Below are 23,435 nucleotides of genomic sequence, written 5' to 3' on the forward strand. Positions count from 1 at the left end.
GAAACCATGCTGGAACTGATTTGCAAACGTCTGCTGCTGGCTATCCCGACACTGCTGCTGGTGAGCATGATGGTGTTTGGGCTGCAAAAACTGCTTCCCGGCGATCCGCTGATCGCCATGGCTGGAGAGGAGCGCGATCCGGCGGTGATTGCTCAACTGCGTGCGGAGCTAAACCTGGATGCGCCAATCCCCGTGCAGTATTTCCACTGGCTGACGCGTGCGTTGCAGGGCGATCTGGGCGTCTCCTTACGTACTCATGAACCCGTGACATCGCTGATTGCCAGCAAACTTCCGGTCACGATGGAGTTGTCGCTGCTGGCGATGATCATCGCCCTGGTGTTTGGTATCAGCATGGGCATTCTGGCGGCGGTGAATAAAAACAGCTGGGTTGATCACGGGGCAAACTTTGTTGCGATATCGGGGATCTCAATACCGCATTTTTGGCTTGGGATCCTGCTGATACTGGTCTTTTCGGTCAATTTGCAGTGGCTGCCTGCATCCGGTTACGTGCCGTTTAGCGAAGATCCTATCCAGAATTTGCGGACCCTGCTGCTGCCTGCTTCGGTGCTGGGAACAGGACTGGCAGCGACGCTGATGCGCCATACGCGAGCCTCGATGATTGCGGTATTAAAAGCCGATTACATCCGTACCGCGCGTGCAAAAGGGCTGTTGCCTAAGGCCGTGATCTTAAAACACGCCTTTCGCAACGCACTTGTACCGGTCATCACGCTTACTACGCTGTTGTTTGGCGAGCTGCTGGGCGGGGCGGTATTGACCGAACAGGTTTTCACTATTCCAGGCTTTGGCAAGATGATCGTGGATTCCGTTTTTAACCGTGACTATGCCGTAGTGCAGGGCGTGGTACTGATCGTGGCGATCGGCTTCCTGCTCCTTAACCTGCTGGCTGACGTGCTGTACGTCCTCATCAACCCGAAAATGCGAGGCTAATCATGGCAGAACTGACCACTTCACATGTTGTGCCAGCACTACCGCACACGCAAAACCGGGTGCTGAAGAAATTCCTCGCCAACAAAAGCGCAGTGATTGGTGCGGTGGTGGTGGGCTTCTTTGTCCTGCTTGCATTACTTGCACCCTGGATTGCACCCTTTGATCCGGTGAAAGCCAACTTCCTTGCAGTGCGCAAACCCCCATCAGAAATGTACTGGTTCGGCACTGATGAACTGGGGAGAGATATCCTCTCCCGTATTGTCTGGGGGGCAAGAACGTCGCTGATGGCGGGCTGTATGTCGGTGGTGATTGCCGTTGTGATTGGTGTGCCATTAGGGCTGGTGGCCGGTTATTTCCAGAAAATGTGGGATGGTGTGATCTCTCGCTTTATCGAAGCGCTGCTGGCGTGCCCATTCCTGATCATGGCGATCGCGCTGGGGGCGTTTTTAGGCCCGAGCCTGACCAATGCAATGATCGCCATTGGTCTCTCTGCCATGCCGATCTTCGCTCGTCTGACGCGCGGCCAGGTGATCGCTATTCGTCATGAAGAGTACATCGATGGTGCGCGAGCGATTGGCTTGCCGGATCGCTGGATCATTCTGAAATACGTGCTGCCTAACGTGATGTCACCGATTCTGGTGCAGGCCACGCTTGCTATCGCGTCGGCAATTATTGCCGAAGCCAGCCTCTCATTCCTGGGGCTTGGCCAGCAGCCGCCGAATCCGTCCTGGGGCTCTATGCTCAACACCGCGAAAGGGTTTCTTGAGCAAGCGCCGTGGATGTCTGTTTTCCCCGGTATCGCCATCTTCCTGGCGGTACAAGGCTTTAATTTACTTGGCGACGGGCTGCGCGATGCGCTCGATCCGCGCCACGACTAAGGAGTCATGATGACCAAAGCGCTTGATTTTACCTCCGGTTACGATTCTCGACGCCCGCCGATGATGGGCCATAACGCGGTTGCTACCTCTCAGCCGCTGGCGGCGCAGGCGGGTATGCGGATGCTGCAATTGGGTGGGAATGCCGTTGATGCGGCTATCGCCACGGCTATGGTGCTGACGGTGGTTGAACCGACTGGCAACGGCATAGGCAGTGACGCTTTTGCCATTGTCTGGGACGGGGAAAAACTTCACGGGCTTAACGCTTCTGGTCGCTCTCCGGCGAGCTGGCATGCGGATCTGTTTGCCGGTAAAACGGTCATGCCAGAGCTGGGGTGGGACGCAGTGACCGTACCAGGTGCAGTTTCAGGCTGGGTCGCACTGGCTGAACGGTTTGGCACATTACCACTTACGACGCTTGCGCAGCCAGCGATTGAGTATGCCCGCAACGGTTTCCCGGTCTCTCCGCTGATTGGCCATCTCTGGCAGCGTGGTTACAACAAGCTGAAAGATCAACCCGGGTTTAGCGCCTGTTTTGCTCCGGAAGGCCGTGCGCCGCGCGTGGGTGAAATCTTCCGTAACCCGGCTCAGGCCAACTCGCTGGAGCTGATCGCGAAAACCAACGGCGAAGCATTCTATCGGGGCGAGCTGGCACAAAAAATTGCTGCTTTCGCGAAAGAGCACGGAGCGCACCTGACGGCTGAGGATCTGGCAAATCATCGTGCGGAGTGGGTGGAGCTGTTGTCGCGCGACTTTGCGGGTGGTTCGGTTCAGGAGTTGCCTCCAAATGGTCAGGGGATTGCCACGCTGATTGCGCTCGGGATTCTGGAGCAGTGCGGCATTGAGAAGCATCATCCTGATTCTGTGCAAGCGCTACACCTTTCCATCGAAGCGATGAAGCTGGCGCTGGCCGATCTCGATCGCTATGTGGCGGATGAAGAGCATATGGAGTTTGCGGCGAAAGAATTGCTAAGTGATGCCTATCTGAAGTCACGGGCGGCGCTTATCGACCACGATAGCGCCTCTGATTTCACCTACGGATCTCCGACGCAAAGCGGCACTGTCTATCTTGCGGCTGCGGACGCGAGCGGTATGATGATCTCCTTTATTCAGTCGAACTATATGGGCTTTGGTTCAGGCGTGGTTGTCCCGGGGACGGGGATCAGCCTGCAAAACAGGGGTTGTGGCTTTGTGCTTGATCCAAAACACCCGAATGCTCTGGCAGGCAATAAACGCCCATTCCACACCATTATTCCAGGTTTTGCGATGGACGGTAACGGCAAGCCGCTGATGTCTTTCGGTGTGATGGGGGGGCCAATGCAGGCTCAGGGGCACATGCAGATGGCATTGCGTATTATGTTGCATGGGCAAAATCCGCAAGCGGCTATCGACGCCCCGCGCTGGCGCGTGGTGCAGGGCAGGGAAGTGATTGTTGAGTCTTCGTTTGATCGCAACACTATTGCGGCACTGCGCGAGCGCGGACATAAAATTGTAGTGGAAGATCCGTTGCAGGATTACAACTTCGGTGGTGCACAGGTGATTTACCGTCTGCCGGAAGGGCATTACGTCGCCGCGACGGAAAGCCGCAAAGACGGGCAGGCATTAGTGAGTTAATGCTTTACCCGGCCCTCACTTTTTGGGAGAGGGCCGGGTGAGGGGAAACATTTATTCAATGCTAAACGGATCTGCATCCTGCCACGCAGGAAACTTCTCCCGATACTCTTTCAGCGCCGTCAGCGATATCTCAGCGTCAATGCGTATTGCCTGATGTGGTTCTGCGGTGGCGATAATTTCGCCCTGCGGATTAATGACGCGGCTATCGCCACGGTAGTGATGCCCATTGCCGTCAGTTCCTACACGGTTACAACCCACCACATACGCCTGATTCTCAATAGCGCGTGCAACCAGCAGAGACTGCCAGTGGAGTGAACGCGGCGCAGGCCAGTTGGCGACATACAGCGCCAAATCGTAATCGTTGCGGTTGCGTGACCAGACCGGGAAGCGCAGGTCGTAGCAAACCAGCGGCAGAATGCGCCAGCCTCGCCACTCAAATACCACCCGCTCATTACCGGCTTCATAGTGATGATGCTCGTCGGCCATGCGGAACAGATGACGTTTATCGTAAAAATGCAACTGACCACCAGGCTCAACTAGCAAGAAACGGTTTACCGGCCCACGTTCGGTTTGCAGAGCGGCACTGCCAGCAATTAACGCATTAGTTTGCTGCGCTTTACTCTGCATCCAGGCGACAACCTCTGCCTGCGGCATCGACTGTTTTGCCGCTTCCATGGCAAACCCGGTAGTAAACATTTCAGGCAATACGATGACATCGCGCCCGGAGATACCTTCCAGCTGACGATCAAAGTGGCGCAGGTTAGCCGGGCCATCCATCCACACTAAAGGTTGTTGTAAAATCGTAATCTTCAAACCAGGCACAGTTAAGACTCCTCGCAGGACAGCTTTTTGACACTGTAGCACGATGGAAAAAGAAAATGTGGCAATAAAAAACCCCGCACGCGGCGGGGTTTGTAAGCGAGTGATGCATCAGGCTGCTTCAGGTTTACGGACCTTCTCCGGCAACTTTACCGGCTGTGTCGCCAGCTCGTCTGGTTCGAAATCATCCACATTAATGCTACGTAAACGGCTCTCTTCCGCTTTCACCAGGATAGCCGCTTCATCTTTATCGATGATACCGCCTGACAGGGCTTGTTTTGCCAGTGCATCCAGGCGTGTAAACGGCAGATTTTTGCCCAGTTGTTTACAGATTTTCTGGTGAATTGGGTCGGCAGCCATGACATCCAGCAGCGCCTCTTCCAGCAGACCTACCGGGTTATGCTCTGTTGGCGTCAGATACTGGCCTCGACCAATACGCGAGCGGGTTGCACTCGGGACTTGCAGGATCTTAGCCACTTTATGATCCAGTTTGTCAGACGGCGCCAGATGATGACGGCCGGTCGGGAAGATCACCACACGCAAAGCGCCAGCCACAAAGCGGTTCGGGAAGTTAGCCAGCAGGTCGTCAATAGCTTGTTCTGCCTTATGCATTGCATCCTGCACGCCCCAATGAACCAGCGGCAGATCGGCTTCCTGGCGGCCTTCATCGTCGTAACGTTTCAGGACCGCTGAGGCAAGGAAGACCTGACTTAATACATCGCCGAGACGGGCAGAGATACGCTCGCGACGCTTCAGGCTACCGCCAAGCACCGCCATTGAGACGTCAGACAGCAGCGCCAGGTTGGCGCTCAGACGGTTCAACTGTTGGTAGTAACGACGGGTTGCGTCGCCGGTTGGTGTTGCGCTGGTGCGGCCATTGGTCAGACCTAGCCAGAAACTACGCACTTTGTTGCTCCCGACATGCCCGATATGTTTGAACAGCAGTTTATCGAAGGCATCTACGTCGTTATTCTGCGCGGCAGCCATCTCTTCCAGCACATACGGATGGCAGCGAATCGCCCCCTGACCGAAGATCATCATGCTACGGGTCAGGATGTTTGCCCCTTCCACGGTGATAGCAATCGGTGAGCCTTGATAACCACGCGCCAGGAAGTTGCCCTCTCCGAGCATAATGCCTTTACCGCCCGCAATATCCATTGCGTCAATGATGGACTGCTGTGCACGGTGGGTACAGTGGTACTTCACAATCGCTGACAGCACAGCCGGTTTTTCACCCAGCATAATGCCGTAGGTGATAAGCGATGCGGCAGCATCCATCACGTAGGCGTTGCCTGCGATGCGTGCCAGTGGCTCTTCGATCCCTTCCATCTTACCGATCGAAATTTTGAACTGACGGCGGATATGAGCGTAAGCGCCAATCCCCATAGCGACAGATTTCAGGCCACCGGTGGAGTTTGACGGCAGCGTAATGCCACGGCCAACTGACAGACATTCCACCAGCATACGCCAGCCTTGACCGGCCATTTTCGGTCCACCGATGATGAAATCAATCGGCACAAAGATATCCTGGCCGCGTGTCGGACCGTTCTGGAACGGAACGTTCAGCGGGAAGTGGCGACGACCAATTTCAACGCCCGGTGTAGAGGTTGGGATCAGCGCACAGGTAATCCCTGGTTCTTCTTCACCACCCAACAGTTTTTCCGGATCCGAGAGTTTGAAGGCCAAACCCAGTACGGTCGCGATCGGGGCCAGCGTAATGTAGCGTTTGTTCCAGGTCAGGCGCATTCCCAATACCTGTTCGCCCTGCCAGTCGCCCATACAAACGACACCCGTATCCGGGATTGCCCCCGCATCTGAACCGGCTTCCGGGCTGGTCAGTGCGAAGCAAGGGATCTCCAGACCACGAGCCAGACGTGGCAGATAGTGATCTTTTTGCTCTTTAGTACCGTAATGTTGCAGCAGTTCGCCCGGACCTAAAGAGTTCGGCACGCCGACGGTGATCGCCAGGATCCCGGAGACACCTGCCAGTTTTTGCAGGACGCGAGCCTGAGCGTAAGCGGAAAACTCCAGTCCGCCGTACTCTTTTTTAATGATCATCGCAAAGAAGCGATGCTCTTTTAAGAATGCCCACAGCTCTGGCGGCAGATCGGCCATTTCATGGGTGATCTGGAAGTCGTTTGCCATGCGGCACGCTTCTTCTACCGGACCATCGATGAATGTCTGTTCTTCTGCTGTCAGGCGCGGCTGCGGATAGTTGTGCAGTTTTTTCCAGTCTGGATTCCCCTGGAAAAGATCGCCTTCCCACCAGGTCGTGCCTGCATCAATCGCTTCTTTCTCCGTACGCGACATCGGAGGCATCACTTTACGGAAGCCCTTGAATACCGGTGCAGAAATCATCGATTTACGCATTGGCGCGAAGTTGAACGGCAAAAGAATGATTGCCAGCGGGACTAACAGCCAGATATTCCAGAGGCCAGCGACACCCAGCGCCGCTGTCCAGGCCAGCAAAATCAGACTGCTCAGGAATAAACCTATGCGGTGATAAAACAACACACCGAGCAGAACAACGGTTGCGATAATGCTCAAAATCATCATAAAGAAAAGCTCCCTGTCTTGTAGGAGGTCTGACCACTTGTGATGATATGGTTGTAGTGGATGTTATTTCTTTTAGCAATGCGTTCACAAAATAATTACAACCTGGTTCACATTGTTCAGATTTTTGCAGGCACGAAAAATCAAAACAGCAACAGATTCGGCAGGCTTTAACTTCTCGCCTTTGCCCCTATCCGGTACACTGCATAGTGTTATTTTCATTAATGCTGAAGGATTATCCTCATGTACCAGGATCTTATTCGTAACGAACTGAACGAAGCGGCGGAAACGCTGGCCAACTTTCTGAAAGATGATGCCAATATTCACGCTATTCAGCGCGCGGCGGTCCTGCTGGCAGACAGCTTCAAAGCCGGTGGTAAAGTGCTCTCCTGTGGTAATGGCGGTTCTCACTGTGACGCAATGCACTTCGCAGAAGAGCTGACCGGACGTTATCGCGAGAACCGCCCGGGCTACCCGGCGATTGCGATTTCTGATGTCAGCCACATCTCCTGCGTCAGCAACGATTTTGGTTACGACTACGTCTTCTCCCGTTACGTTGAAGCGGTTGGTCGTGAAGGTGACGTTCTGCTGGGTATCTCGACTTCTGGCAACTCTGGCAACGTGATTAAAGCGATTGCCGCTGCGCGTGAAAAAGGGATGAAAGTCATCACCCTGACCGGTAAAGATGGCGGTAAGATGGCCGGTACTGCGGATATCGAAATCCGTGTTCCGCATTTTGGCTACGCTGACCGCATTCAGGAAATTCACATCAAAGTGATCCATATCCTGATCCAGCTGATCGAAAAAGAGATGGTTAAGTAAGACTTCGCTGGGGGCATATTCCCAAGGGATTTCGAGTTGCACTGCGGTGTGGGAGCTTGCATCAGAGCGAAAACGGCCAACAAAAGTGCAACCTGAAAGACGACGGGAGTTGCCCTCGCTGTTGTGGAGGTGATGTATGTGCGAATTGCTCGGGATGAGCGCCAATGTGCCAACCGATATCTGCTTTAGTTTCACCGGGCTGGTGCAGCGCGGTGGGGGAACCGGGCCACATAAAGATGGCTGGGGAATAACCTTTTACGAGGGCAAAGGATGTCGCACGTTCAAAGATCCTCAGCCTAGCTTCAATTCACCCATCGCCAAACTGGTACAGGATTACCCGATAAAGTCCTGTTCTGTTGTTGCGCACATCCGGCAGGCGAATCGCGGAGAGGTGGCGCTGGAAAACACGCACCCGTTTACCCGCGAACTGTGGGGCCGTAACTGGACTTACGCCCATAACGGGCAACTCACAGGGTATAAGTCACTGGAGACGGGGAATTTCCGCCCGGTTGGTGAAACCGACAGTGAGAAAGCCTTTTGCTGGTTGCTGCATAAGCTGACAGAGCGTTACCCGCGCACGCCCGGCAATATGGCGGCGGTGTTTAAATACATCGCGTCTTTGGCGCTGGAGCTTCGCGAAAAGGGTGTATTCAACATGCTATTGTCGGATGGACGCTATGTGATGGCGTTTTGCTCGACGAATCTTTTCTGGATCACACGGCGTGCGCCGTTTGGGGTGGCGAAATTACTCGATCAGGATGTGGAAATTGATTTTCAGACAGAGACCACACCTAATGATGTGGTCACTCTGATTGCGACGCAGCCGCTGACGGGCAACGAAACCTGGCAGAAGATTATGCCAGGCGAGTGGGCGCTATTTTGTCTCGGGGACCGAATAGTTTGATGCCAGTTGTGGGTGGACAACTTCGTGGCTCAGCGGTTTGCTAACGATGTAACGTCCATCCGCAATTGAGACCACCGGCGGTTTGCGCGTTTGCTCGAAGTAGTCATAACCCGGTTTTAACTGTTTCCAGAAATCCGCGTAGACGGAGTATTTATGACGCTGCATATTGGCATCGGTCATGCGGAACGGGTAGATACTGACCTGAACACTGGACTGGCCAAAGACTAATGCCCCGGTCACAAACTGGAAGATCTCATCAATACCGGTGTCTGTCATTGCGTAACAACCGATAGACACACAAGCCCCGTGGATCATCAGATATTTACCTTCATACCCATGAGCACGGTCATAGGCATTAGGGAAGCCGATGTTAATCGCTTTATAGAAACGGCTATCGGGTTTGAGCTGATTACGCTGAACGTTGTAAAACCCTTCCGGGCTTTTGAAATCGCCCTGGCGCTGTTTAGGCCCCAGTCCACCGGAATAGTTACAAATTTTGTAGCTATCAAGCAGTTGATATGTCTCGCCCATTTTCACAAATAGATCGAGAGTGCGCTCTTCCTTGAAGATTTGAATATAAACCGGTGATCCCATTAACTGCTGCTTATATTCTTTGCTGACCGGCGTTGTTGCACTATTGCTGCTAAGCAGCCCGGCAAACGATACGCACGGAATCAGAAGCATCGCAATGAACAATGCGATTTTACGCATACTACTAGTTCCTTGATAAAGCTAAAACCAACTTGCCAGGACGGCAAAAGAGACCCGAAATCAGAATTATCTGGATTAGGAGCGCTCACATTAGCACCGCCATAGATTTTCGCAAGCGCCAACCTTTGAGTTTACAAATTAGTTTTACGTTATAACCCATCAAGAAGACGCTGGCTCCAGGAACTTTGCGTAATAGCTCGCATTTTGGCGTCTGCTGGAGCGTATTCCCTGCCCCCGAAAGGGCGAAAATGTTACACTTTGCGCATCTTGGTTTGTTGTTCATGGATACTTGTTAACCCCATGTTTAGAATAAAAAAAGGACTTAACCTGCCGATCTCAGGCGTGCCGGAACAGCACATTTCGGCAGGCTGTAATATTCGTCATGTTGCGATACTGGGCGACGATTATGTGGGAATGCGGCCCTCCATGATGGTGCAGGAAGGGGATCGCGTCGTTAAAGGACAGGCGCTGTTTGAGGATAAAAAAAATCCCGGAGTGATGTTCACTGCGCCTGCCTGCGGCACAATCGTGGCGATTAACCGTGGTGAACGTCGTGTATTGCGGTCAGTTGTTATCCGTATTGAAGGCAACGAGCAGCGTGAGTTTGCCCGCTTTGACTCCGCAGATCTCGCAACACTTCCTCGGGACGTGGTGCAATCTCAGTTGCTGGTGTCCGGGTTGTGGACGGCATTACGAACGCGGCCCTTTAGCCAATCCCCGGTTCCCGGTTCTGTACCTGCAGCCATTTTTGTCACCGCCATTGATACCAACCCACTCAGTGCCGATCCGCAGCCGATAATCCTGAAGCAACGCCAGGCTTTTGACGCCGGGCTGACTCTGTTAACTCGTCTGACGGAAGGGAAAGTGCATGTCTGTCAGGCCAGCGGCGGCAAACTGGGCGGTCATCCACAAGGTCAGGTGACGTTCAATCAGTTTGCCGGCCCTCATCCGGCAGGGCTTGTCGGGACTCACATCCATTTTCTTGAACCGGTTAGCCTGACAAAACAGGTATGGCATCTTAATTACCAGGATGTGATTGCTATTGGCCATCTCTTTACGACAGGCGAGTTGCGCCCGGACCGCGTGATCGCCATTGGCGGCCCTCAGGCAGTTCACCCGCGACTGGTTCGCACGATTATGGGGGCGGACATTAATGAATTGCTGGCAACGGAGACGAAAGAGGGCGAAAACCGCCTGATTTCCGGCTCGGTGCTCAGTGGCAGGCATGCTGCTGGCGCAGTGGCATTCCTTGGGCGTTTTCATCTGCAGGTCAGTGTGGTGCAGGAAGGGCGAGATAAAGAGTTGTTTGGCTGGGTGATGCCGGGAGCGGAGAAATTTTCTATCACCCGTACAACACTGGGTCATTTTCTGCGTCACAGGCTGTTTAATTTTTCCACCAGCACACACGGTGGCGAGCGTGCAATGGTTCCCATTGGGAATTACGAGCGCGTTATGCCGCTCGATATTTTGCCAACCCCACTGCTGCGCGATTTGCTGGCCGGAGATACGGAAAGTGCGCAGGCATTGGGTTGTCTGGAGCTGGATGAAGAAGACCTGGCGCTCTGCACCTATGTATGTCCAGGAAAATACGAATATGGACCCGTATTGCGCGAGGTGTTAACCCGCATTGAGCAGGAAGGATAACTGATGGGCTTAAAACACCTCTTTGAAAAACTGGAGCCGCATTTTACGCAGGGCGGCAAGCTGGAAAAGTATTACCCGCTGTTTGAAGCAACCGTGACCATTTTCTACACGCCGGGGCAAGTCACAAAAGGGGCGGCGCATGTACGCGACGCCATCGACCTCAAACGCATGATGATTCTGGTCTGGTTTGCGGTATTCCCGGCGATGTTCTGGGGAATGTATAACGTAGGGTTACAGACCATTCCGGCGTTACACCATCTTTATGATGCCCCACAGCTCGCGCAGGTGATTCAGTCAGACTGGCATTATCGTCTGGCGCAGTCGTTGGGTGTTAGCTTTGCCTCTGACGCCGGCTGGATCAGCCTGATGACGCTCGGCGCGGTCTTTTTTCTGCCGATTTATCTCACGGTCTTTATTGTCGGGGGCTTTTGGGAAGTCCTGTTTGCCATTGTGCGCAAACACGAGATCAACGAAGGCTTCTTTGTCACCTCCATTCTTTTCGCCCTGATAGTGCCCCCGACACTACCATTGTGGCAGGCAGCGCTTGGGATCAGCTTTGGTGTGGTCATTGCCAAAGAGATATTCGGCGGGACCGGGCGTAACTTTCTTAACCCAGCTCTGGCTGGGCGTGCGTTTCTGTTCTTTGCTTATCCTGCGCAGATCTCCGGCGACCTGGTCTGGACGGCGGCAGACGGATTTTCAGGCGCGACGCCCCTCTCTCAGTGGGCTGCACACGGCGGTGAAACGCTGGTCAATAATGCGACAGGCCAGCCCGTCACCTGGTTTGATGCCTTTATAGGCAATATTCCTGGCTCTATCGGGGAAGTGTCCACGCTGATGATCCTGATTGGCGGAGCCATCATCTTGTTCGGACGCGTCGCTTCCTGGCGAATCGTTGCTGGCGTTATGCTCGGTATGGCGTTAACCGCGTCACTCTTTAATCTAATAGGCTCCAGCACTAACCCAATGTTCTCTATGCCGTGGTACTGGCATCTGGTTCTGGGCGGTTTTGCTTTTGGGATGATGTTTATGGCGACCGACCCCGTCTCGGCTTCATTTACCGACAAAGGGAAATGGTGCTACGGCGTGCTCATCGGCGTGATGTGTGTATTGATTCGTGTGGTCAACCCGGCTTATCCGGAAGGGATGATGTTGGCCATTTTGTTTGCCAACCTGTTTGCGCCGCTGTTCGATTATCTGGTAGTGCGCGCCAACATCAAGCGGAGGAAGGCGCGTGGCTGACATCAAAAATAACGATAGCATCGGCAAAACATTGCTGGTGGTACTGGTGCTTTGCCTGGTCTGTTCTGTCGTCGTTGCCGGCTCTGCCGTAGGGTTAAAACCTTTACAGCAAGAGCAACGCGCCCTGGATAAGCAACGCAATATTCTGGCGGTTGCCGGGCTTATGCGGGAGGGGATGAACGCTGATGACGTATCTAAAATCTTTGCTGAACGTATCTCGGCCCGCCTGGTGGATTTAAAAACGGGCATCTTGCTGGATAAAGATCCGGCGAAATTTAACCCGTCACAGGCATTAAAAGATCCGCAGATGAGTCAGGCGCTTGAAGCCGCACAAGATCCGGCAGGTATCAAACGGCGCGCTAACATTGCCGAAATATACCTGGTTCGCGATGAGCAAAAACGTGTTCAGGAGATGGTGCTTCCGGTCTATGGCAACGGATTATGGTCGGTAATGTACGCCTTTGTTGCGCTCGACACGGATGGCCGTACCGTAAAAGGCATTACGTATTACGACCACGGGGAAACTCCAGGTCTGGGGGGCGAGATTGAGAACCCAGGCTGGCGGGCACAGTTTGTCGGCAAGAAAGTCCTCGACGATAACGGGCAGCCTGCGTTGAAAGTGGTTAAAGGCGCCGCGCGTCCTGGCGATCAGTACGCGGTTGACGGGCTTTCCGGTGCAACTCTTACGTCAAACGGCGTGCAGCACAGTTTTGATTTCTGGATGGGGGAGCTGGGTTTTGGTCCCTTCCTGAAAAATGTACGTGAAGGAGCGTTGAACCATGGCTGATGTGGGCGAAATGAAAGAAGTTAAAAAGGTGCTGATTGGCCCATTATTTGCCAATAATCCGATAACCCTGCAGGTGCTTGGCGTCTGTTCTGCGCTGGCGGTGACGACCAAACTGGAAACGGCGTTGGTCATGACGGTGGCAGTAACACTGGTCACGGCGTTTTCCAGCATGTTTATCTCCATGATCCGCCATCACATTCCGAACAGTGTGAGGATCATTGTGCAGATGGCGATCATCGCCTCGCTGGTGATCGTGGTCGATCAGCTATTGCGTGCTTTTGCCTATGAGACTTCAAAGCAGCTGTCGGTATTTGTTGGTTTGATCATTACCAACTGTATTGTCATGGGGCGGGCTGAAGCTTATGCCATGAAAATGCCGCCGCTTGCGAGCTTTATGGATGGTATCGGCAATGGCCTGGGGTACGGTGTGATTTTGCTGACAGTGGGGTTCCTGCGCGAGCTAATCGGCAGCGGCAAGCTGTTTGGTATCACCGTATTAGATACCGTACAAAATGGTGGCTGGTATCTGCCTAACGGGTTGTTCCTTCTGGCCCCGAGCGCATTTTTCATTATCGGTTTGCTGATTTGGGCAATTCGCACGCTGAAGCCTGAACAGCAGGAAAAGGAGTAACCGACAATGGCTCATTACCTGAGTTTATTTGTGCGCGCCGTATTTGTAGAAAACATGGCGCTCGCGTTCTTCCTTGGCATGTGTACATTTCTTGCCGTATCTAAAAAAGTGTCGACAGCCTTTGGTCTTGGCGTCGCTGTGACCGTTGTTCTCGGGTTATCTGTACCGATTAACAACCTGGTGTACAACGTTGTGCTGCGTGACGGTGCGTTGGTTGAAGGGGTCGATCTCAGCTTTCTTAACTTCATCACCTTCATCGGTGTGATTGCGGCGCTGGTTCAGATCCTTGAGATGATCCTCGACAGGTATTTCCCGTCACTTTATAACGCGCTGGGGATTTTCCTACCCTTGATTGCCGTGAACTGCGCCATCTTCGGCGGTGTATCATTCATGGTTCAGCGTGACTACAACTTTAGTGAATCCGTTGTGTATGGTTTTGGTTCTGGTATCGGCTGGATGCTGGCGATCGTAACCATGGCGGGGATCCGCGAAAAAATGAAATATGCCAATGTGCCGGCAGGCTTACGCGGCTTAGGGATCACCTTTATCACCACCGGATTAATGGCACTGGGTTTTATGTCCTTCTCCGGTGTGCAGCTATAAGGGCAAATAGATGGAAATTATTCTTGGCGTGGTGATGTTCACGCTCATTGTTCTGGTGCTTTCGGGGCTCATTCTGGCGGCGCGTTCAAAGCTGGTGAATTCCGGAGATGTCATTATCGATATCAATAATGACCCGCAAAACCAGATCCGCACTCCGGCGGGTGATAAGCTACTGAATACCCTCTCAGGTAACGGGATTTTTGTCTCTTCGGCGTGCGGTGGTGGTGGCTCCTGCGGCCAGTGCCGCGTGACGGTAAAAGAGGGGGGCGGGGAAATCCTGCCGACTGAGTTGGCGCATATTACCCGACGTGAGGCAAAAGAGGGCTGTCGTCTGGCGTGTCAGGTTGCCGTCCGCCAGAACATGAAAATTGCGTTGCCGGAAGAGATCTTTGGCGTCAAAAAGTGGGAGTGCGAGGTTATCTCCAATGATAACAAAGCCACGTTTATCAAAGAGCTGAAGCTACGCGTGCCGGAAGGGGAAGATGTTCCATTCCGTGCCGGTGGCTACATCCAGATAGAGTGTCCGGCACATACCGTCGCGTATGCAGATTTCGACGTGCCGGACGAGTATCGTGCCGACTGGGACAAATTTAATCTCTTCCGTTTTGTTTCTGAGGTCAAAGAGCCGACGTTGCGCGCTTACTCTATGGCGAACTACCCGGATGAGAAGGGCATAATAATGCTTAACGTCCGTATCGCAACGCCGCCCCCGAATGTGCCAGATGCCCCGCCGGGCGTGATGTCATCTTATATCTGGTCACTGAAAGCAGGCGACAAAGTCACTATCTCCGGGCCGTTTGGTGAGTTCTTTGCTAAAGAGACTGACGCGGAAATGGTCTTTATTGGGGGGGGTGCGGGCATGGCTCCGATGCGCTCGCACATCTTTGACCAGCTTAAACGGCTTGGCAGCAAGCGTAAGATCAGCTTCTGGTACGGCGCACGCTCGCTGCGCGAGATGTTTTACGGCGAAGAATTTGAGCAACTGGCACGTGAAAATCCAAACTTTACCTTCCATGTGGCCCTGTCAGATCCGCAGCCGGAAGATAACTGGACGGGCTACACCGGCTTTATTCACAATGTTCTGTATGAACACTATCTGAAGCAGCATCCTGCACCTGAAGATTGTGAGTTCTATATGTGTGGTCCGCCAATGATGAATGCGGCAGTCATCAGGATGCTCGGTGAACTCGGTGTGGAAGATGAAAACATTATGCTGGATGATTTTGGAGGCTGATGATGTTGACGTTTCTGGCGACCTTCTCAATATTCGTGCTGGTGGTGTTCGGTATGTCTTTAGGCTGGCTCATCAAGCGAAAGAGTATTCAGGGTAGCTGTGGCGGTATCTCTTCACTGGGGATAGACAAAGTCTGCGATTGTCCGGAACCGTGTGATGCTCGTAAAAAACGGATGGCGCGCGAAGCACGACGGATCCTGTAAATCGGCTCTGCTATGGGTCTACGATCCTGTAGGCCCGATAAATAACATCCAGCCCGGCAATTTCTGCGCTCACTTCTCAACTCTGACTTTTTTACTGTATACTTATCCAGTGATGAGTGAGGGTTTACTATGCGCAAAATAATCCATGTGGATATGGACTGCTTTTTTGCAGCAGTGGAGATGCGTGATAATCCCGCGTTGCGGGATATCCCTATTGCCATTGGCGGCAGCCGTGTGCAGCGTGGTGTCATCAGTACTGCCAACTATCCGGCTCGCAAATTTGGCGTGCGCAGTGCCATGCCAACGGCAATGGCGCTAAAACTCTGCCCTCATCTCACGCTTTTGCCTGGTCGTTTTGACGCTTACAAAGAGGCTTCTCAACATATCCGGGAGATCTTTTCTCGCTACACGTCCCTGATAGAACCGCTGTCGCTGGATGAAGCCTATCTTGATGTGACCGATAGCGTGCACTGCCACGGGTCCGCGACGCTGATGGCTCAAGAAATTCGGCAGACTATTTGTAATGAACTAAATCTGACGGCCTCTGCGGGCGTCGCGCCGGTTAAATTCCTTGCCAAAATTGCCTCAGATTTGAATAAACCAGATGGGCAGTATGTGATTACACCGGAAGAGGTTCCTGCGTTTTTGAAAACGCTGCCGCTGGGGAAAATACCCGGTGTCGGTAAAGTCTCTGCCGCAAAGCTGGAAAGCATGGGGCTGCGTACCTGCGAAGATGTTCAACGCAGTGACCTGGCAATGTTGCTCAAACGCTTCGGCAAGTTTGGTCGCGTGCTTTGGGAGCGCAGCCAGGGGATTGATGAGCGCAGTGTAAATAATGAACGTCTGCGCAAATCGGTGGGTGTCGAGCGGACACTGATTGAAGATATTCATGACTGGGTCGACTGCGAAATCATTATTACTGAACAACTCTACCCCGAACTGGAACGGCGCTTAGCCAAAGTAAAACCGGACCTGCTGATCGCCCGTCAGGGCATCAAACTGAAGTTTAACGATTTCCAGCAGACCACGCAGGAGCATGTCTGGTCGCGCCTGAATAAAGACGATCTCATCGCCACGGCAAAAAAAGCCTGGGAAGAGCGCAGGGGTGGACGAGGCGTTCGACTGGTAGGATTGCACGTTACGCTGCTGGATCCGCAACTTGAGCGGCAACTCGTTCTTGGGTTATAAAAAAGCCCGGTAGCATTATGCTTACCGGGCGGTATTTTCACCCTCTCTTTGTGGGAAAGGGCTGGTTGACGGAATTACTTAGCTGGAATGGCTTTCAGCAGCTCAGTCAGCAGCGTCCAGTAATGGCCAACGCTTTCGATATGAACTTGTTCATCCGGGGAGTGTGGTCCGGTAATGGTTGGCCCAATAGAGACCATGTCCATATCAGGATATGGTTTTTTGAACAGACCACATTCCAGACCCGCATGGATTACCTGGATGTTAGGCGTGCTGTTAAACAGACGCTGATAAGTTTCACGCACCAGCGCCATCACAGGAGAACTTGCATCCGGCTGCCAGCCTGGGTAGCTGCCTTTTGCGGAGGTTTTCGCACCGGACAGTTTGCCCAGTGATTCCAGCATGCTCACAACATACTCTTTACCGCTGTCGATCAGTGAACGGATCAGGCAGATGATTTCAGCACTGTCGTCGCTCATGGTCACTACGCCCACATTCAGGGAGGTTTCCACCACGCCTTTTGCGACGTCAGAGTTACGGATCACACCGTTTGGTGTCGCGTTCAGCAACTGCACAAAGCTGTCGCGAGACAGTGTGGTCAGCGCGGCTTTATCTGTCGACACTGATTCCAGAACCACGGTCAGGTTCTTCTCTTTAACAGCCAGTTCGTTTTTCAGGATATCCAGATAAACGCCGGAGAGGGTTTTTAACTCGTCCGCTTTTGCTGCCGGAACGGCGACGGTGGCGAATGCTTCGCGTGGGATAGCGTTACGCAGTGTACCGCCGTTGAAATCAACCAGACGCAGATCCAACTCAGTGGCATGGCCTGCCAGGAAGCGTGCCAGCAGTTTATTGGCATTGCCCAGGCCTAAGTGGATGTCACCACCAGAGTGACCGCCTTTCAGCCCTTTCAGCGTCAGCTTGAAAGTCTGGAAGCCCGCAGGAATGGCTTCACGAGAAAGCGGCAGGGTAGAGATAAAATCAATACCGCCTGCGCAACCCATGTAGATCTCACCTTCTTCTTCAGAGTCGGTGTTGATCAGAATATCTGCCTGCAACCAGTTTGCCTGCAGACCAAATGCACCATCCATACCAGCTTCTTCGGTCATGGTCAGCAGCACTTCCAGTGGGCCATGCTCAACGCTGTCATCAGCCAGCACGGCCAGGGCGGATGCCATACCGATACCGTTATCTGCACCCAGTGTGGTTCCGCGAGCTTTCACCCACTCGCCATCGATATACGGCTGAATAGGGTCTTTGGTGAAGTCATGAACGGTATCGTTATTTTTCTGTGGAACCATATCCAGGTGCGCTTGCAGTACAACCGGTTTACGGTTTTCCATACCTGCAGTCGCAGCCTTGCGAATCAGAATGTTGCCAACCTGGTCACGCTCAGTGTGCAGGCCTTTTTCCTTTGCCCAGCCAATAATATGTTCGGCAAGTTGTTCTTCGTGGTAGGACGGGTGAGGAATAGAACAGATTTTGGCAAAAATATCCCACAGTGGTTGTGGCGATAATTGAGACAGTTCAGACACGATAAGTCTCCTTGTCGATGCGCTGCAAAGATTCATGCAGGTCACAGGGTTAGCAGGTTAATAGTTACCACAAGACAGGCTTGCGAGATGCAACTGAGAATACCACTTTCTCTGGTTGCTGGTAGCATAAAGCATGTAAAAACTCAGCCCTGAGCCGCTAAACACTGGTTTTTAGTGCGTCAGATCTCTATAATCTCGCGCAACCTATTTCCCCCTTGAACACTTTTTAAGCCGTATACAAACAGGCTGGGACACTTCACATGAGCGAAAAATACGTCGTCACCTGGGACATGTTGCAGATTCATGCACGCAAACTGGCTGCGCGCCTGATGCCTTCCGAGCAGTGGAAAGGCATTATTGCCGTTAGCCGTGGTGGCCTGGTCCCCGGAGCGCTGCTGGCACGTGAGTTGGGTATTCGTCATGTCGATACCGTATGTATCTCCAGCTATGACCACGATAACCAACGTGAGCTGACCGTGCTGAAACGCGCTGAAGGCGACGGTGAAGGCTTCATCGTTATTGACGATCTGGTTGATACTGGTGGTACTGCCGTTGCGATTCGCGAAATGTATCCGAAAGCGCACTTCGTCACTATCTTCGCTAAACCGGCTGGCCGTCCGCTGGTGGATGATTATGTGATTGATATCCCACAGGATACCTGGATTGAACAGCCGTGGGATATGGGGGTTGTTTTCGTCCCGCCAATTTCTGCTCGCTAATTCCGCAGAGAAATTATTTTTAACGCCCAGTTCAACTGGGCGTTGTTTTTTTTAGCCTGTGCCGCGTTACAATAGCCTCTATATGTCGTATCCATGGAGGCAGCGAAATGACTCAGGCGAACCTTTCTGAGACCCTGTTCAAACCCCGTTTCAAGCACCCCGAAACGTCGACGCTGGTGCGTCGCTTTAATCATGGCTCGTTGCCCGATGTGCAGTCTGCGCTGGATGGTAAAAATGTGCCGCACTGGTATCGAATGATCAACCGCCTGATGTGGATCTGGCGCGGTATTGATCCTCGTGAAATCCTGGATGTACAGGCGCGCATCGTCATGAGCGAGGCCGATCGTACTGACAGTGAACTTTACGACACCGTGGTCGGTTATCGTGGTGGCAACTGGATTTATGAGTGGGCCAAACAGGCGATGCTCTGGCAGCAGAAAGCCAGCCAGGAAGAAAACGCCGTGTTGAGTGGCCAACACTGGCTGCATGCCTCTAACCTCTACAGTATTGCGGCTTATCCTCATCTTAAAGGCGACGAGCTGGCTGAACAGGCGCAGGCTCTGGCGAATCGTGCCTATGAAGAAGCGGCTCAACGCTTACCTGGTCGCATGCGTGAACTTGAGTTTACTATTCCAGGCGGCTCGTCCGTGACCGGGTTTCTGCACATGCCTGAGGGTGAAGGTCCGTTCCCTACGGTCCTGATGTGCGGCGGTCTGGACTCTCTACAAATCGACTATTACAGCCTTTATGAGCGCTATTTCGCACCAAAAGGGATCGCGATGCTGACGCTTGATATGCCATCCATTGGTTTCTCTTCTAAATGGAAGCTGACGCAGGATTCCAGCTTACTGCACCAGCATGCGCTGAAAGCACTGGAAAATATTCCGTGGGTCGACCATACGCGGGTGGCGGCCTTTGGCTTCCGTTTTGGCGCGAATGTTGCGGTGCGTCTGGCGTATCTGGAGTCGTCACGCCTGAAAGCCGTCGCCTGTCTTGGCCCCGTCGTTCATGCTCTGTTAAGCGAACCGGCTCGGCAGGCCAGTGTGCCGGAGATGTATCTGGATGTCCTGGCGAGTCGTCTTGGCATGCATGATGCATCAGATGAAGCGTTGCGCGTGGAACTCAATCGCTACTCTTTAAAAACGCAAGGTCTGCTGGGACGTCGTTGTCCTACGCCGATGCTGTCCGGTTTCTGGAAAAATGATCCTTTCAGTCCGGAGGAGGAGTCGCGCTTAATCACATCGTCATCTTCTGATGGCAAGCTGCTGGAGATACCGTTCAGTCCCGTATATCAGAATTTTGACAAAGCGTTAAAAGAGATTACGCGTTGGATCTATCAGAGATTGTGTTAATAGATTGCTAAATTTTGATGGTTTGGTAAAACAGTGGCTTCACAAAAGGAGATCGCAATGACGTTACCGAGTGGACACCCGAAAAGTAGACTGATTAAGAAGTTCATGGCTCTTGGCCCGTATATTCGAGAAGAGCAGTGTGAAGAGAATCGCTTTTTTTTCGACTGCCTGGCTGTATGCGTCAACGTGAAGCCTGCACCCGAAAAACGTGAGTTCTGGGGATGGTGGATGGAGATGGAAGCACAGGAAAAACGCTTCACCTACAGCTACCAGTTTGGGTTGTTCAATAAAGATGGCTACTGGCAATCGGCCACCATCAAAGACCAGGAAGTGATCGACCGTCTGGAACATACGTTGCGAGAGTTTCATGAAAAAGCGCAGGCATTACTGGTAAGCCTGGAACTGAAACTGGAGCCTGCGGACAACTTTTCCAGCGAGTCGGTAAAACTGACGGCCTGATCGTCATCTTTTCTCCTTCTTCTTCCTTCGGGAGAGCACCGGAGTGAAGGTATAAGACCTCTCTCATTTCTCCGGTAAAAAAAAAGCCTGGCATGAATCGCCAGGCTTTTTTATTTGGACAACATTAGAACTGGTAAGTCATACCCAGTGCAACGATGTCATCGTTGCTCAGACCCAGTTTGTTGTCGTCATCCAGTTGGTTGATTTTATAATCAACAAACGCAGACATATTTTTGTTGAAATAATAGGTCGCGCCAACATCGATATATTTCACGAGATCCTGATCGCCGATACCTTCGATATCTTTGCCTTTAGACTGGACATAGCCCAGGGATGGACGCAGACCGAAGTCGAACTGGTATTGTGCAACCACTTCGAAGTTCTGTGCTTTATTCGCAAAGCCACCTGAAATAGGGGTCATGTTGCGGGTTTCAGAATACATTGTTGCCAGGTAAATATTGTTTGCGTCGTATTTCAGACCAGTTGCCCAGGCTTCTGCTTTGTCACCCTGACCACGAGTCAGCAGGTTCTGATCATTGGTACGGTCAGAGTTGGTGTACGCGCCGCTGATCGCGAAATCGCTGCCGCCGAAATCATAGGTCAGAGATGTACCAAAACCGTCACCGTTCTGTTTCTTCGCGTCACGGTTCTCGTTTTTGCCCTGATATTGCAGGGTCATGTCCAGGCCATCAATCGCGCCGAAGAAGTCGGTATTACGGTAGGTTGCCAGGCCGCTTGAACGTTTGGTCATGAAGTTGTCGGTCTGACCAGAAGAGTCACCGCCGAATTCCGGGAACATATCCGTCCAGGCTTCAACATCATACAGTGCGCCTAGGTTACGACCGTAGTCGAAGGAGCCGAAGTTTTTCAGTTTCAGACCAGCAAATGCCAGACGGGTTTTCTGAGTAGAATCGCTTTCGGCTTTGTTGCCGGAAAATTCTGCTTCCCAGCGACCATAACCGGTCAGTTGATCGTTAATCTGCGTTTCGCCTTTAAAGCCGAAACGAACGTAAGTCTGGTCACCGTCTTTGGTGGCATCATCGCTGATGTAGTGCATTGCTTTTACTTTTCCGTACACGTCCAGTTTATTGCCGTCTTTATTATAAACTTCGGCCGCGTGAACAGATGCAGAAGCAACAACGCCCATTACCACTAATGCCAGAGTACTCTTTTTCATTTTCGATCCTGATTTTTTTAAACGCGCTAAAATTCGCTGAACGATAAGCTCATGCTTATGTCCCGTGAAAAAACAGGAAGGGTTTTAACGTTCTGGAATTAAAGTTTTATGACAATCTAAGAATTATTTTAAAAAACTGTGATTTATTATTTCAGTAATAAAACTGTCAAAATATGCCGCTACGCTTCCTGATCCCGCGCAATAAAGTGTTTCGCTTTGTGCTAAGGCAGTTGGCAACGAGGCTGACTCCTGCTAAAACGTCTGATTGACATCATTTTCCCTTATTGTTGAACGGCAGAGAATCATGAGTGACAGCCAGACGCTGGTGGTAAAACTCGGTACCAGTGTTTTAACAGGCGGATCGCGCCGCCTAAATCGCGCCCATATTGTTGAGCTTGTACGTCAGTGTGCTCAGTTGCATGCCGCAGGGCATCGCATTGTGATTGTAACGTCCGGAGCAATTGCCGCCGGTCGCGAGCACCTGGGATACCCCGAGCTCCCCGCCACCATCGCTTCCAAACAGCTGCTGGCGGCTGTTGGTCAAAGCCGACTCATTCAGTTGTGGGAACAGCTGTTTTCCATCTATGGCATCCACGTCGGGCAGATGCTGCTGACGCGCGCTGACATGGAAGACCGTGAACGCTTCCTGAATGCGCGCGATACGCTACGTGCGCTGCTGGACAACAATATTGTTCCCGTTATCAACGAAAACGACGCGGTCGCGACAGCGGAAATTAAAGTCGGTGATAACGACAATCTCTCAGCGCTGGCCGCGATTCTGGCGGGGGCTGACAAGTTGCTGCTTCTGACGGACCAGCAAGGGCTGTTTACCGCAGACCCACGTACGAATCCGCAAGCGGAGCTGATTAAAGATGTTCACGGCATTGATGATGCGTTGCGTGCCATTGCAGGCGACAGCGTGTCTGGCCTTGGTACGGGCGGTATGGGAACCAAACTGCAGGCGGCTGATGTGGCGTGCCGTGCGGGGATTGACACCGTCATTGCCGCAGGAAGCCGTCCTGGCGTAATTGGTGATGTGATGGAAGGAATCTCTGTGGGCACGCGGTTCCATGCGCAAGAGTCCCCACTTGAGAACCGTAAACGCTGGATCTTTGGCGCGCCACCGGCAGGCGAAATCACCGTGGATGAAGGGGCGACGGCCGCAATTCTGGAAAGAGGGAGTTCATTACTTCCAAAAGGAATTAAAAGCGTGACAGGCAACTTCTCCCGTGGTGAAGTGATTCGTATCTGTAATCTTGAAGGCCGCGATATTGCTCACGGTGTGAGCCGCTATAACAGCGATGCGCTACGCCGCATTGCAGGCCATCACTCGCAGCAAATCGACGCTATTCTGGGCTATGAATATGGCCCGGTTGCTGTTCATCGTGACGATATGATCATTCGCTAAGGAGCCAAAA

At 52.6% G+C, this 23,435-nt stretch carries 22 protein-coding genes; 17 read left to right on the forward strand and 5 right to left on the reverse strand.

Going from position 1 to position 23,435, the window contains the following annotated elements; translation table 11 throughout:
* Window positions 1-6: 6 nt before the first annotated feature.
* From GF617_RS15840 to GF617_RS15850, 3 genes are read left to right on the forward strand one after another with little or no spacing between them, the layout of a single operon-like run.
* Window positions 7-948, forward strand: coding sequence for an ABC transporter permease (locus GF617_RS15840; RefSeq protein ID WP_181622360.1), 942 nt, complete (start codon window positions 7-9; stop codon window positions 946-948).
* Between the two features lie 2 nt (window positions 949-950).
* A complete protein-coding gene (locus GF617_RS15845) occupies window positions 951-1,826 on the forward strand; it encodes an ABC transporter permease (protein ID WP_181622361.1) in 876 nt (291 codons plus the stop codon).
* A 9-nt stretch (window positions 1,827-1,835) separates the two neighbouring features.
* The gene (locus tag GF617_RS15850; RefSeq protein WP_203452053.1) at window positions 1,836-3,437 is read left to right on the forward strand and encodes a gamma-glutamyltransferase family protein; all 1,602 of its coding nucleotides are present in this window, start codon (window positions 1,836-1,838) and stop codon (window positions 3,435-3,437) included.
* 51 nt (window positions 3,438-3,488) lie between these two features.
* On the opposite strand, the gene GF617_RS15855 is transcribed toward GF617_RS15850, so the two are convergent.
* Both GF617_RS15855 and fadE read right to left on the reverse strand, forming a co-directional pair.
* The gene (locus GF617_RS15855; protein WP_203452054.1) at window positions 3,489-4,259 is read right to left on the reverse strand and encodes an amidohydrolase; all 771 of its coding nucleotides are present in this window, start codon (window positions 4,257-4,259) and stop codon (window positions 3,489-3,491) included.
* Between the two features lie 108 nt (window positions 4,260-4,367).
* The gene (gene fadE, locus GF617_RS15860; RefSeq protein ID WP_181622363.1) at window positions 4,368-6,812 is read right to left on the reverse strand and encodes an acyl-CoA dehydrogenase FadE; all 2,445 of its coding nucleotides are present in this window, start codon (window positions 6,810-6,812) and stop codon (window positions 4,368-4,370) included.
* Between the two features lie 240 nt (window positions 6,813-7,052).
* On the opposite strand from fadE, the gene lpcA reads away from it, so the two are divergent.
* Window positions 7,053-7,631: a D-sedoheptulose 7-phosphate isomerase gene (lpcA, locus tag GF617_RS15865; protein ID WP_028017728.1), complete on the forward strand. Its 579-nt coding sequence runs from the start codon at window positions 7,053-7,055 to the stop codon at window positions 7,629-7,631.
* A 136-nt stretch (window positions 7,632-7,767) separates the two neighbouring features.
* Window positions 7,768-8,535: a class II glutamine amidotransferase gene (locus GF617_RS15870; RefSeq protein ID WP_181622364.1), complete on the forward strand. Its 768-nt coding sequence runs from the start codon at window positions 7,768-7,770 to the stop codon at window positions 8,533-8,535.
* Here GF617_RS15870 and dpaA read toward each other — a convergent pair.
* Complete coding sequence (gene dpaA / locus GF617_RS15875) at window positions 8,506-9,246, reverse strand: peptidoglycan meso-diaminopimelic acid protein amidase (protein WP_181622365.1); 741 nt, start codon at window positions 9,244-9,246, stop codon at window positions 8,506-8,508. The genes GF617_RS15870 and dpaA overlap by 30 nt on opposite strands.
* Window positions 9,247-9,546: 300 nt before the next feature.
* On the opposite strand from dpaA, the gene GF617_RS15880 reads away from it, so the two are divergent.
* The 8 genes from GF617_RS15880 to dinB all read left to right on the forward strand — a co-directional run bounded on the left by GF617_RS15880 (window position 9,547) and on the right by dinB (window position 16,778).
* Window positions 9,547-10,890, forward strand: a complete 1,344-nt coding sequence (locus GF617_RS15880) for a Na(+)-translocating NADH-quinone reductase subunit A (protein WP_181622366.1) — start codon at window positions 9,547-9,549, stop codon at window positions 10,888-10,890.
* Between the two features lie 3 nt (window positions 10,891-10,893).
* Window positions 10,894-12,132: an NADH:ubiquinone reductase (Na(+)-transporting) subunit B gene (locus GF617_RS15885; RefSeq protein ID WP_203452055.1), complete on the forward strand. Its 1,239-nt coding sequence runs from the start codon at window positions 10,894-10,896 to the stop codon at window positions 12,130-12,132.
* Window positions 12,125-12,919, forward strand: a complete 795-nt coding sequence (locus GF617_RS15890) for a Na(+)-translocating NADH-quinone reductase subunit C (RefSeq protein WP_181622368.1) — start codon at window positions 12,125-12,127, stop codon at window positions 12,917-12,919. Before GF617_RS15885 ends, GF617_RS15890 begins: the two co-directional genes overlap by 8 nt.
* On the forward strand, window positions 12,912-13,550 hold the full coding sequence (locus tag GF617_RS15895; protein ID WP_203452056.1) for an NADH:ubiquinone reductase (Na(+)-transporting) subunit D: 639 nt from the start codon (window positions 12,912-12,914) through the stop codon (window positions 13,548-13,550). The genes GF617_RS15890 and GF617_RS15895 overlap by 8 nt, the downstream gene beginning before the upstream one ends.
* A 6-nt stretch (window positions 13,551-13,556) precedes the next feature.
* Window positions 13,557-14,153 carry an NADH:ubiquinone reductase (Na(+)-transporting) subunit E gene (nqrE, locus tag GF617_RS15900; RefSeq protein ID WP_181622370.1) on the forward strand — a complete coding sequence of 199 codons (597 nt, stop codon included), beginning with the start codon at window positions 13,557-13,559 and terminating at the stop codon, window positions 14,151-14,153.
* A gap of 10 nt (window positions 14,154-14,163) precedes the next feature.
* Window positions 14,164-15,387, forward strand: a complete 1,224-nt coding sequence (gene nqrF / locus GF617_RS15905; protein WP_181622371.1) for an NADH:ubiquinone reductase (Na(+)-transporting) subunit F — start codon at window positions 14,164-14,166, stop codon at window positions 15,385-15,387.
* Window positions 15,387-15,590 carry a (Na+)-NQR maturation NqrM gene (nqrM, locus tag GF617_RS15910; protein ID WP_203452057.1) on the forward strand — a complete coding sequence of 68 codons (204 nt, stop codon included), beginning with the start codon at window positions 15,387-15,389 and terminating at the stop codon, window positions 15,588-15,590. Before nqrF ends, nqrM begins: the two co-directional genes overlap by 1 nt.
* Before the next feature lie 129 nt (window positions 15,591-15,719).
* Window positions 15,720-16,778 carry a DNA polymerase IV gene (gene dinB, locus GF617_RS15915; RefSeq protein WP_203452058.1) on the forward strand — a complete coding sequence of 353 codons (1,059 nt, stop codon included), beginning with the start codon at window positions 15,720-15,722 and terminating at the stop codon, window positions 16,776-16,778.
* Window positions 16,779-16,852: 74 nt separating this feature from the next.
* Here dinB and pepD read toward each other — a convergent pair whose 3' ends face one another.
* Window positions 16,853-18,310 carry a cytosol nonspecific dipeptidase gene (pepD, locus tag GF617_RS15920; protein WP_181622374.1) on the reverse strand — a complete coding sequence of 486 codons (1,458 nt, stop codon included), beginning with the start codon at window positions 18,308-18,310 and terminating at the stop codon, window positions 16,853-16,855.
* 260 nt (window positions 18,311-18,570) lie between these two features.
* On the opposite strand from pepD, the gene gpt reads away from it, so the two are divergent.
* The 3 genes from gpt to crl all read left to right on the forward strand — a co-directional run bounded on the left by gpt (window position 18,571) and on the right by crl (window position 20,840).
* Window positions 18,571-19,029 carry a xanthine phosphoribosyltransferase gene (gene gpt, locus GF617_RS15925; RefSeq protein WP_181622375.1) on the forward strand — a complete coding sequence of 153 codons (459 nt, stop codon included), beginning with the start codon at window positions 18,571-18,573 and terminating at the stop codon, window positions 19,027-19,029.
* Window positions 19,030-19,136: 107 nt separating this feature from the next.
* Complete coding sequence (frsA, locus tag GF617_RS15930) at window positions 19,137-20,381, forward strand: esterase FrsA (RefSeq protein WP_203452059.1); 1,245 nt, start codon at window positions 19,137-19,139, stop codon at window positions 20,379-20,381.
* A gap of 57 nt (window positions 20,382-20,438) precedes the next feature.
* The gene (gene crl, locus GF617_RS15935; RefSeq protein WP_203452060.1) at window positions 20,439-20,840 is read left to right on the forward strand and encodes a sigma factor-binding protein Crl; all 402 of its coding nucleotides are present in this window, start codon (window positions 20,439-20,441) and stop codon (window positions 20,838-20,840) included.
* Window positions 20,841-20,964: 124 nt separating this feature from the next.
* Here crl and phoE read toward each other — a convergent pair whose 3' ends face one another.
* Window positions 20,965-22,017 (reverse strand): phosphoporin PhoE, encoded by a 1,053-nt coding sequence (gene phoE / locus GF617_RS15940; protein ID WP_181622378.1) that lies wholly within the window; start codon window positions 22,015-22,017, stop codon window positions 20,965-20,967.
* A 304-nt stretch (window positions 22,018-22,321) separates the two neighbouring features.
* Between phoE and proB the strand changes: the two genes are divergently transcribed.
* A complete protein-coding gene (proB, locus tag GF617_RS15945; protein WP_181622379.1) occupies window positions 22,322-23,425 on the forward strand; it encodes a glutamate 5-kinase in 1,104 nt (367 codons plus the stop codon).
* The last annotated feature ends 10 nt before the right edge of the window (window positions 23,426-23,435 follow it).

The organism is Lelliottia sp. RWM.1 (genome assembly GCF_016859735.1).
Lineage (GTDB): Bacteria > Pseudomonadota > Gammaproteobacteria > Enterobacterales > Enterobacteriaceae > Enterobacter.

Excerpts from the sequence above, each read along its gene's own strand:
- GF617_RS15840 (WP_181622360.1), top strand. The coding sequence starts at position 7 with ATGCTGGAACTGATTTGCAAACGTCTGCTGCTGGCTATCCCGACACTG.
- GF617_RS15845 (WP_181622361.1), top strand. The coding sequence starts at position 951 with ATGGCAGAACTGACCACTTCACATGTTGTGCCAGCACTACCGCACACG.
- GF617_RS15850 (WP_203452053.1), top strand. The coding sequence starts at position 1,836 with ATGACCAAAGCGCTTGATTTTACCTCCGGTTACGATTCTCGACGCCCG.
- fadE (WP_181622363.1), bottom strand. The coding sequence starts at position 6,812 with ATGATGATTTTGAGCATTATCGCAACCGTTGTTCTGCTCGGTGTGTTG.
- lpcA (WP_028017728.1), top strand. The coding sequence starts at position 7,053 with ATGTACCAGGATCTTATTCGTAACGAACTGAACGAAGCGGCGGAAACG.
- GF617_RS15870 (WP_181622364.1), top strand. The coding sequence starts at position 7,768 with ATGTGCGAATTGCTCGGGATGAGCGCCAATGTGCCAACCGATATCTGC.
- dpaA (WP_181622365.1), bottom strand. The coding sequence starts at position 9,246 with ATGCGTAAAATCGCATTGTTCATTGCGATGCTTCTGATTCCGTGCGTA.
- GF617_RS15880 (WP_181622366.1), top strand. The coding sequence starts at position 9,547 with ATGTTTAGAATAAAAAAAGGACTTAACCTGCCGATCTCAGGCGTGCCG.
- GF617_RS15885 (WP_203452055.1), top strand. The coding sequence starts at position 10,894 with ATGGGCTTAAAACACCTCTTTGAAAAACTGGAGCCGCATTTTACGCAG.
- GF617_RS15895 (WP_203452056.1), top strand. The coding sequence starts at position 12,912 with ATGGCTGATGTGGGCGAAATGAAAGAAGTTAAAAAGGTGCTGATTGGC.
- nqrE (WP_181622370.1), top strand. The coding sequence starts at position 13,557 with ATGGCTCATTACCTGAGTTTATTTGTGCGCGCCGTATTTGTAGAAAAC.
- nqrF (WP_181622371.1), top strand. The coding sequence starts at position 14,164 with ATGGAAATTATTCTTGGCGTGGTGATGTTCACGCTCATTGTTCTGGTG.
- nqrM (WP_203452057.1), top strand. The coding sequence starts at position 15,387 with ATGATGTTGACGTTTCTGGCGACCTTCTCAATATTCGTGCTGGTGGTG.
- dinB (WP_203452058.1), top strand. The coding sequence starts at position 15,720 with ATGCGCAAAATAATCCATGTGGATATGGACTGCTTTTTTGCAGCAGTG.
- gpt (WP_181622375.1), top strand. The coding sequence starts at position 18,571 with ATGAGCGAAAAATACGTCGTCACCTGGGACATGTTGCAGATTCATGCA.
- frsA (WP_203452059.1), top strand. The coding sequence starts at position 19,137 with ATGACTCAGGCGAACCTTTCTGAGACCCTGTTCAAACCCCGTTTCAAG.
- crl (WP_203452060.1), top strand. The coding sequence starts at position 20,439 with ATGACGTTACCGAGTGGACACCCGAAAAGTAGACTGATTAAGAAGTTC.
- phoE (WP_181622378.1), bottom strand. The coding sequence starts at position 22,017 with ATGAAAAAGAGTACTCTGGCATTAGTGGTAATGGGCGTTGTTGCTTCT.
- proB (WP_181622379.1), top strand. The coding sequence starts at position 22,322 with ATGAGTGACAGCCAGACGCTGGTGGTAAAACTCGGTACCAGTGTTTTA.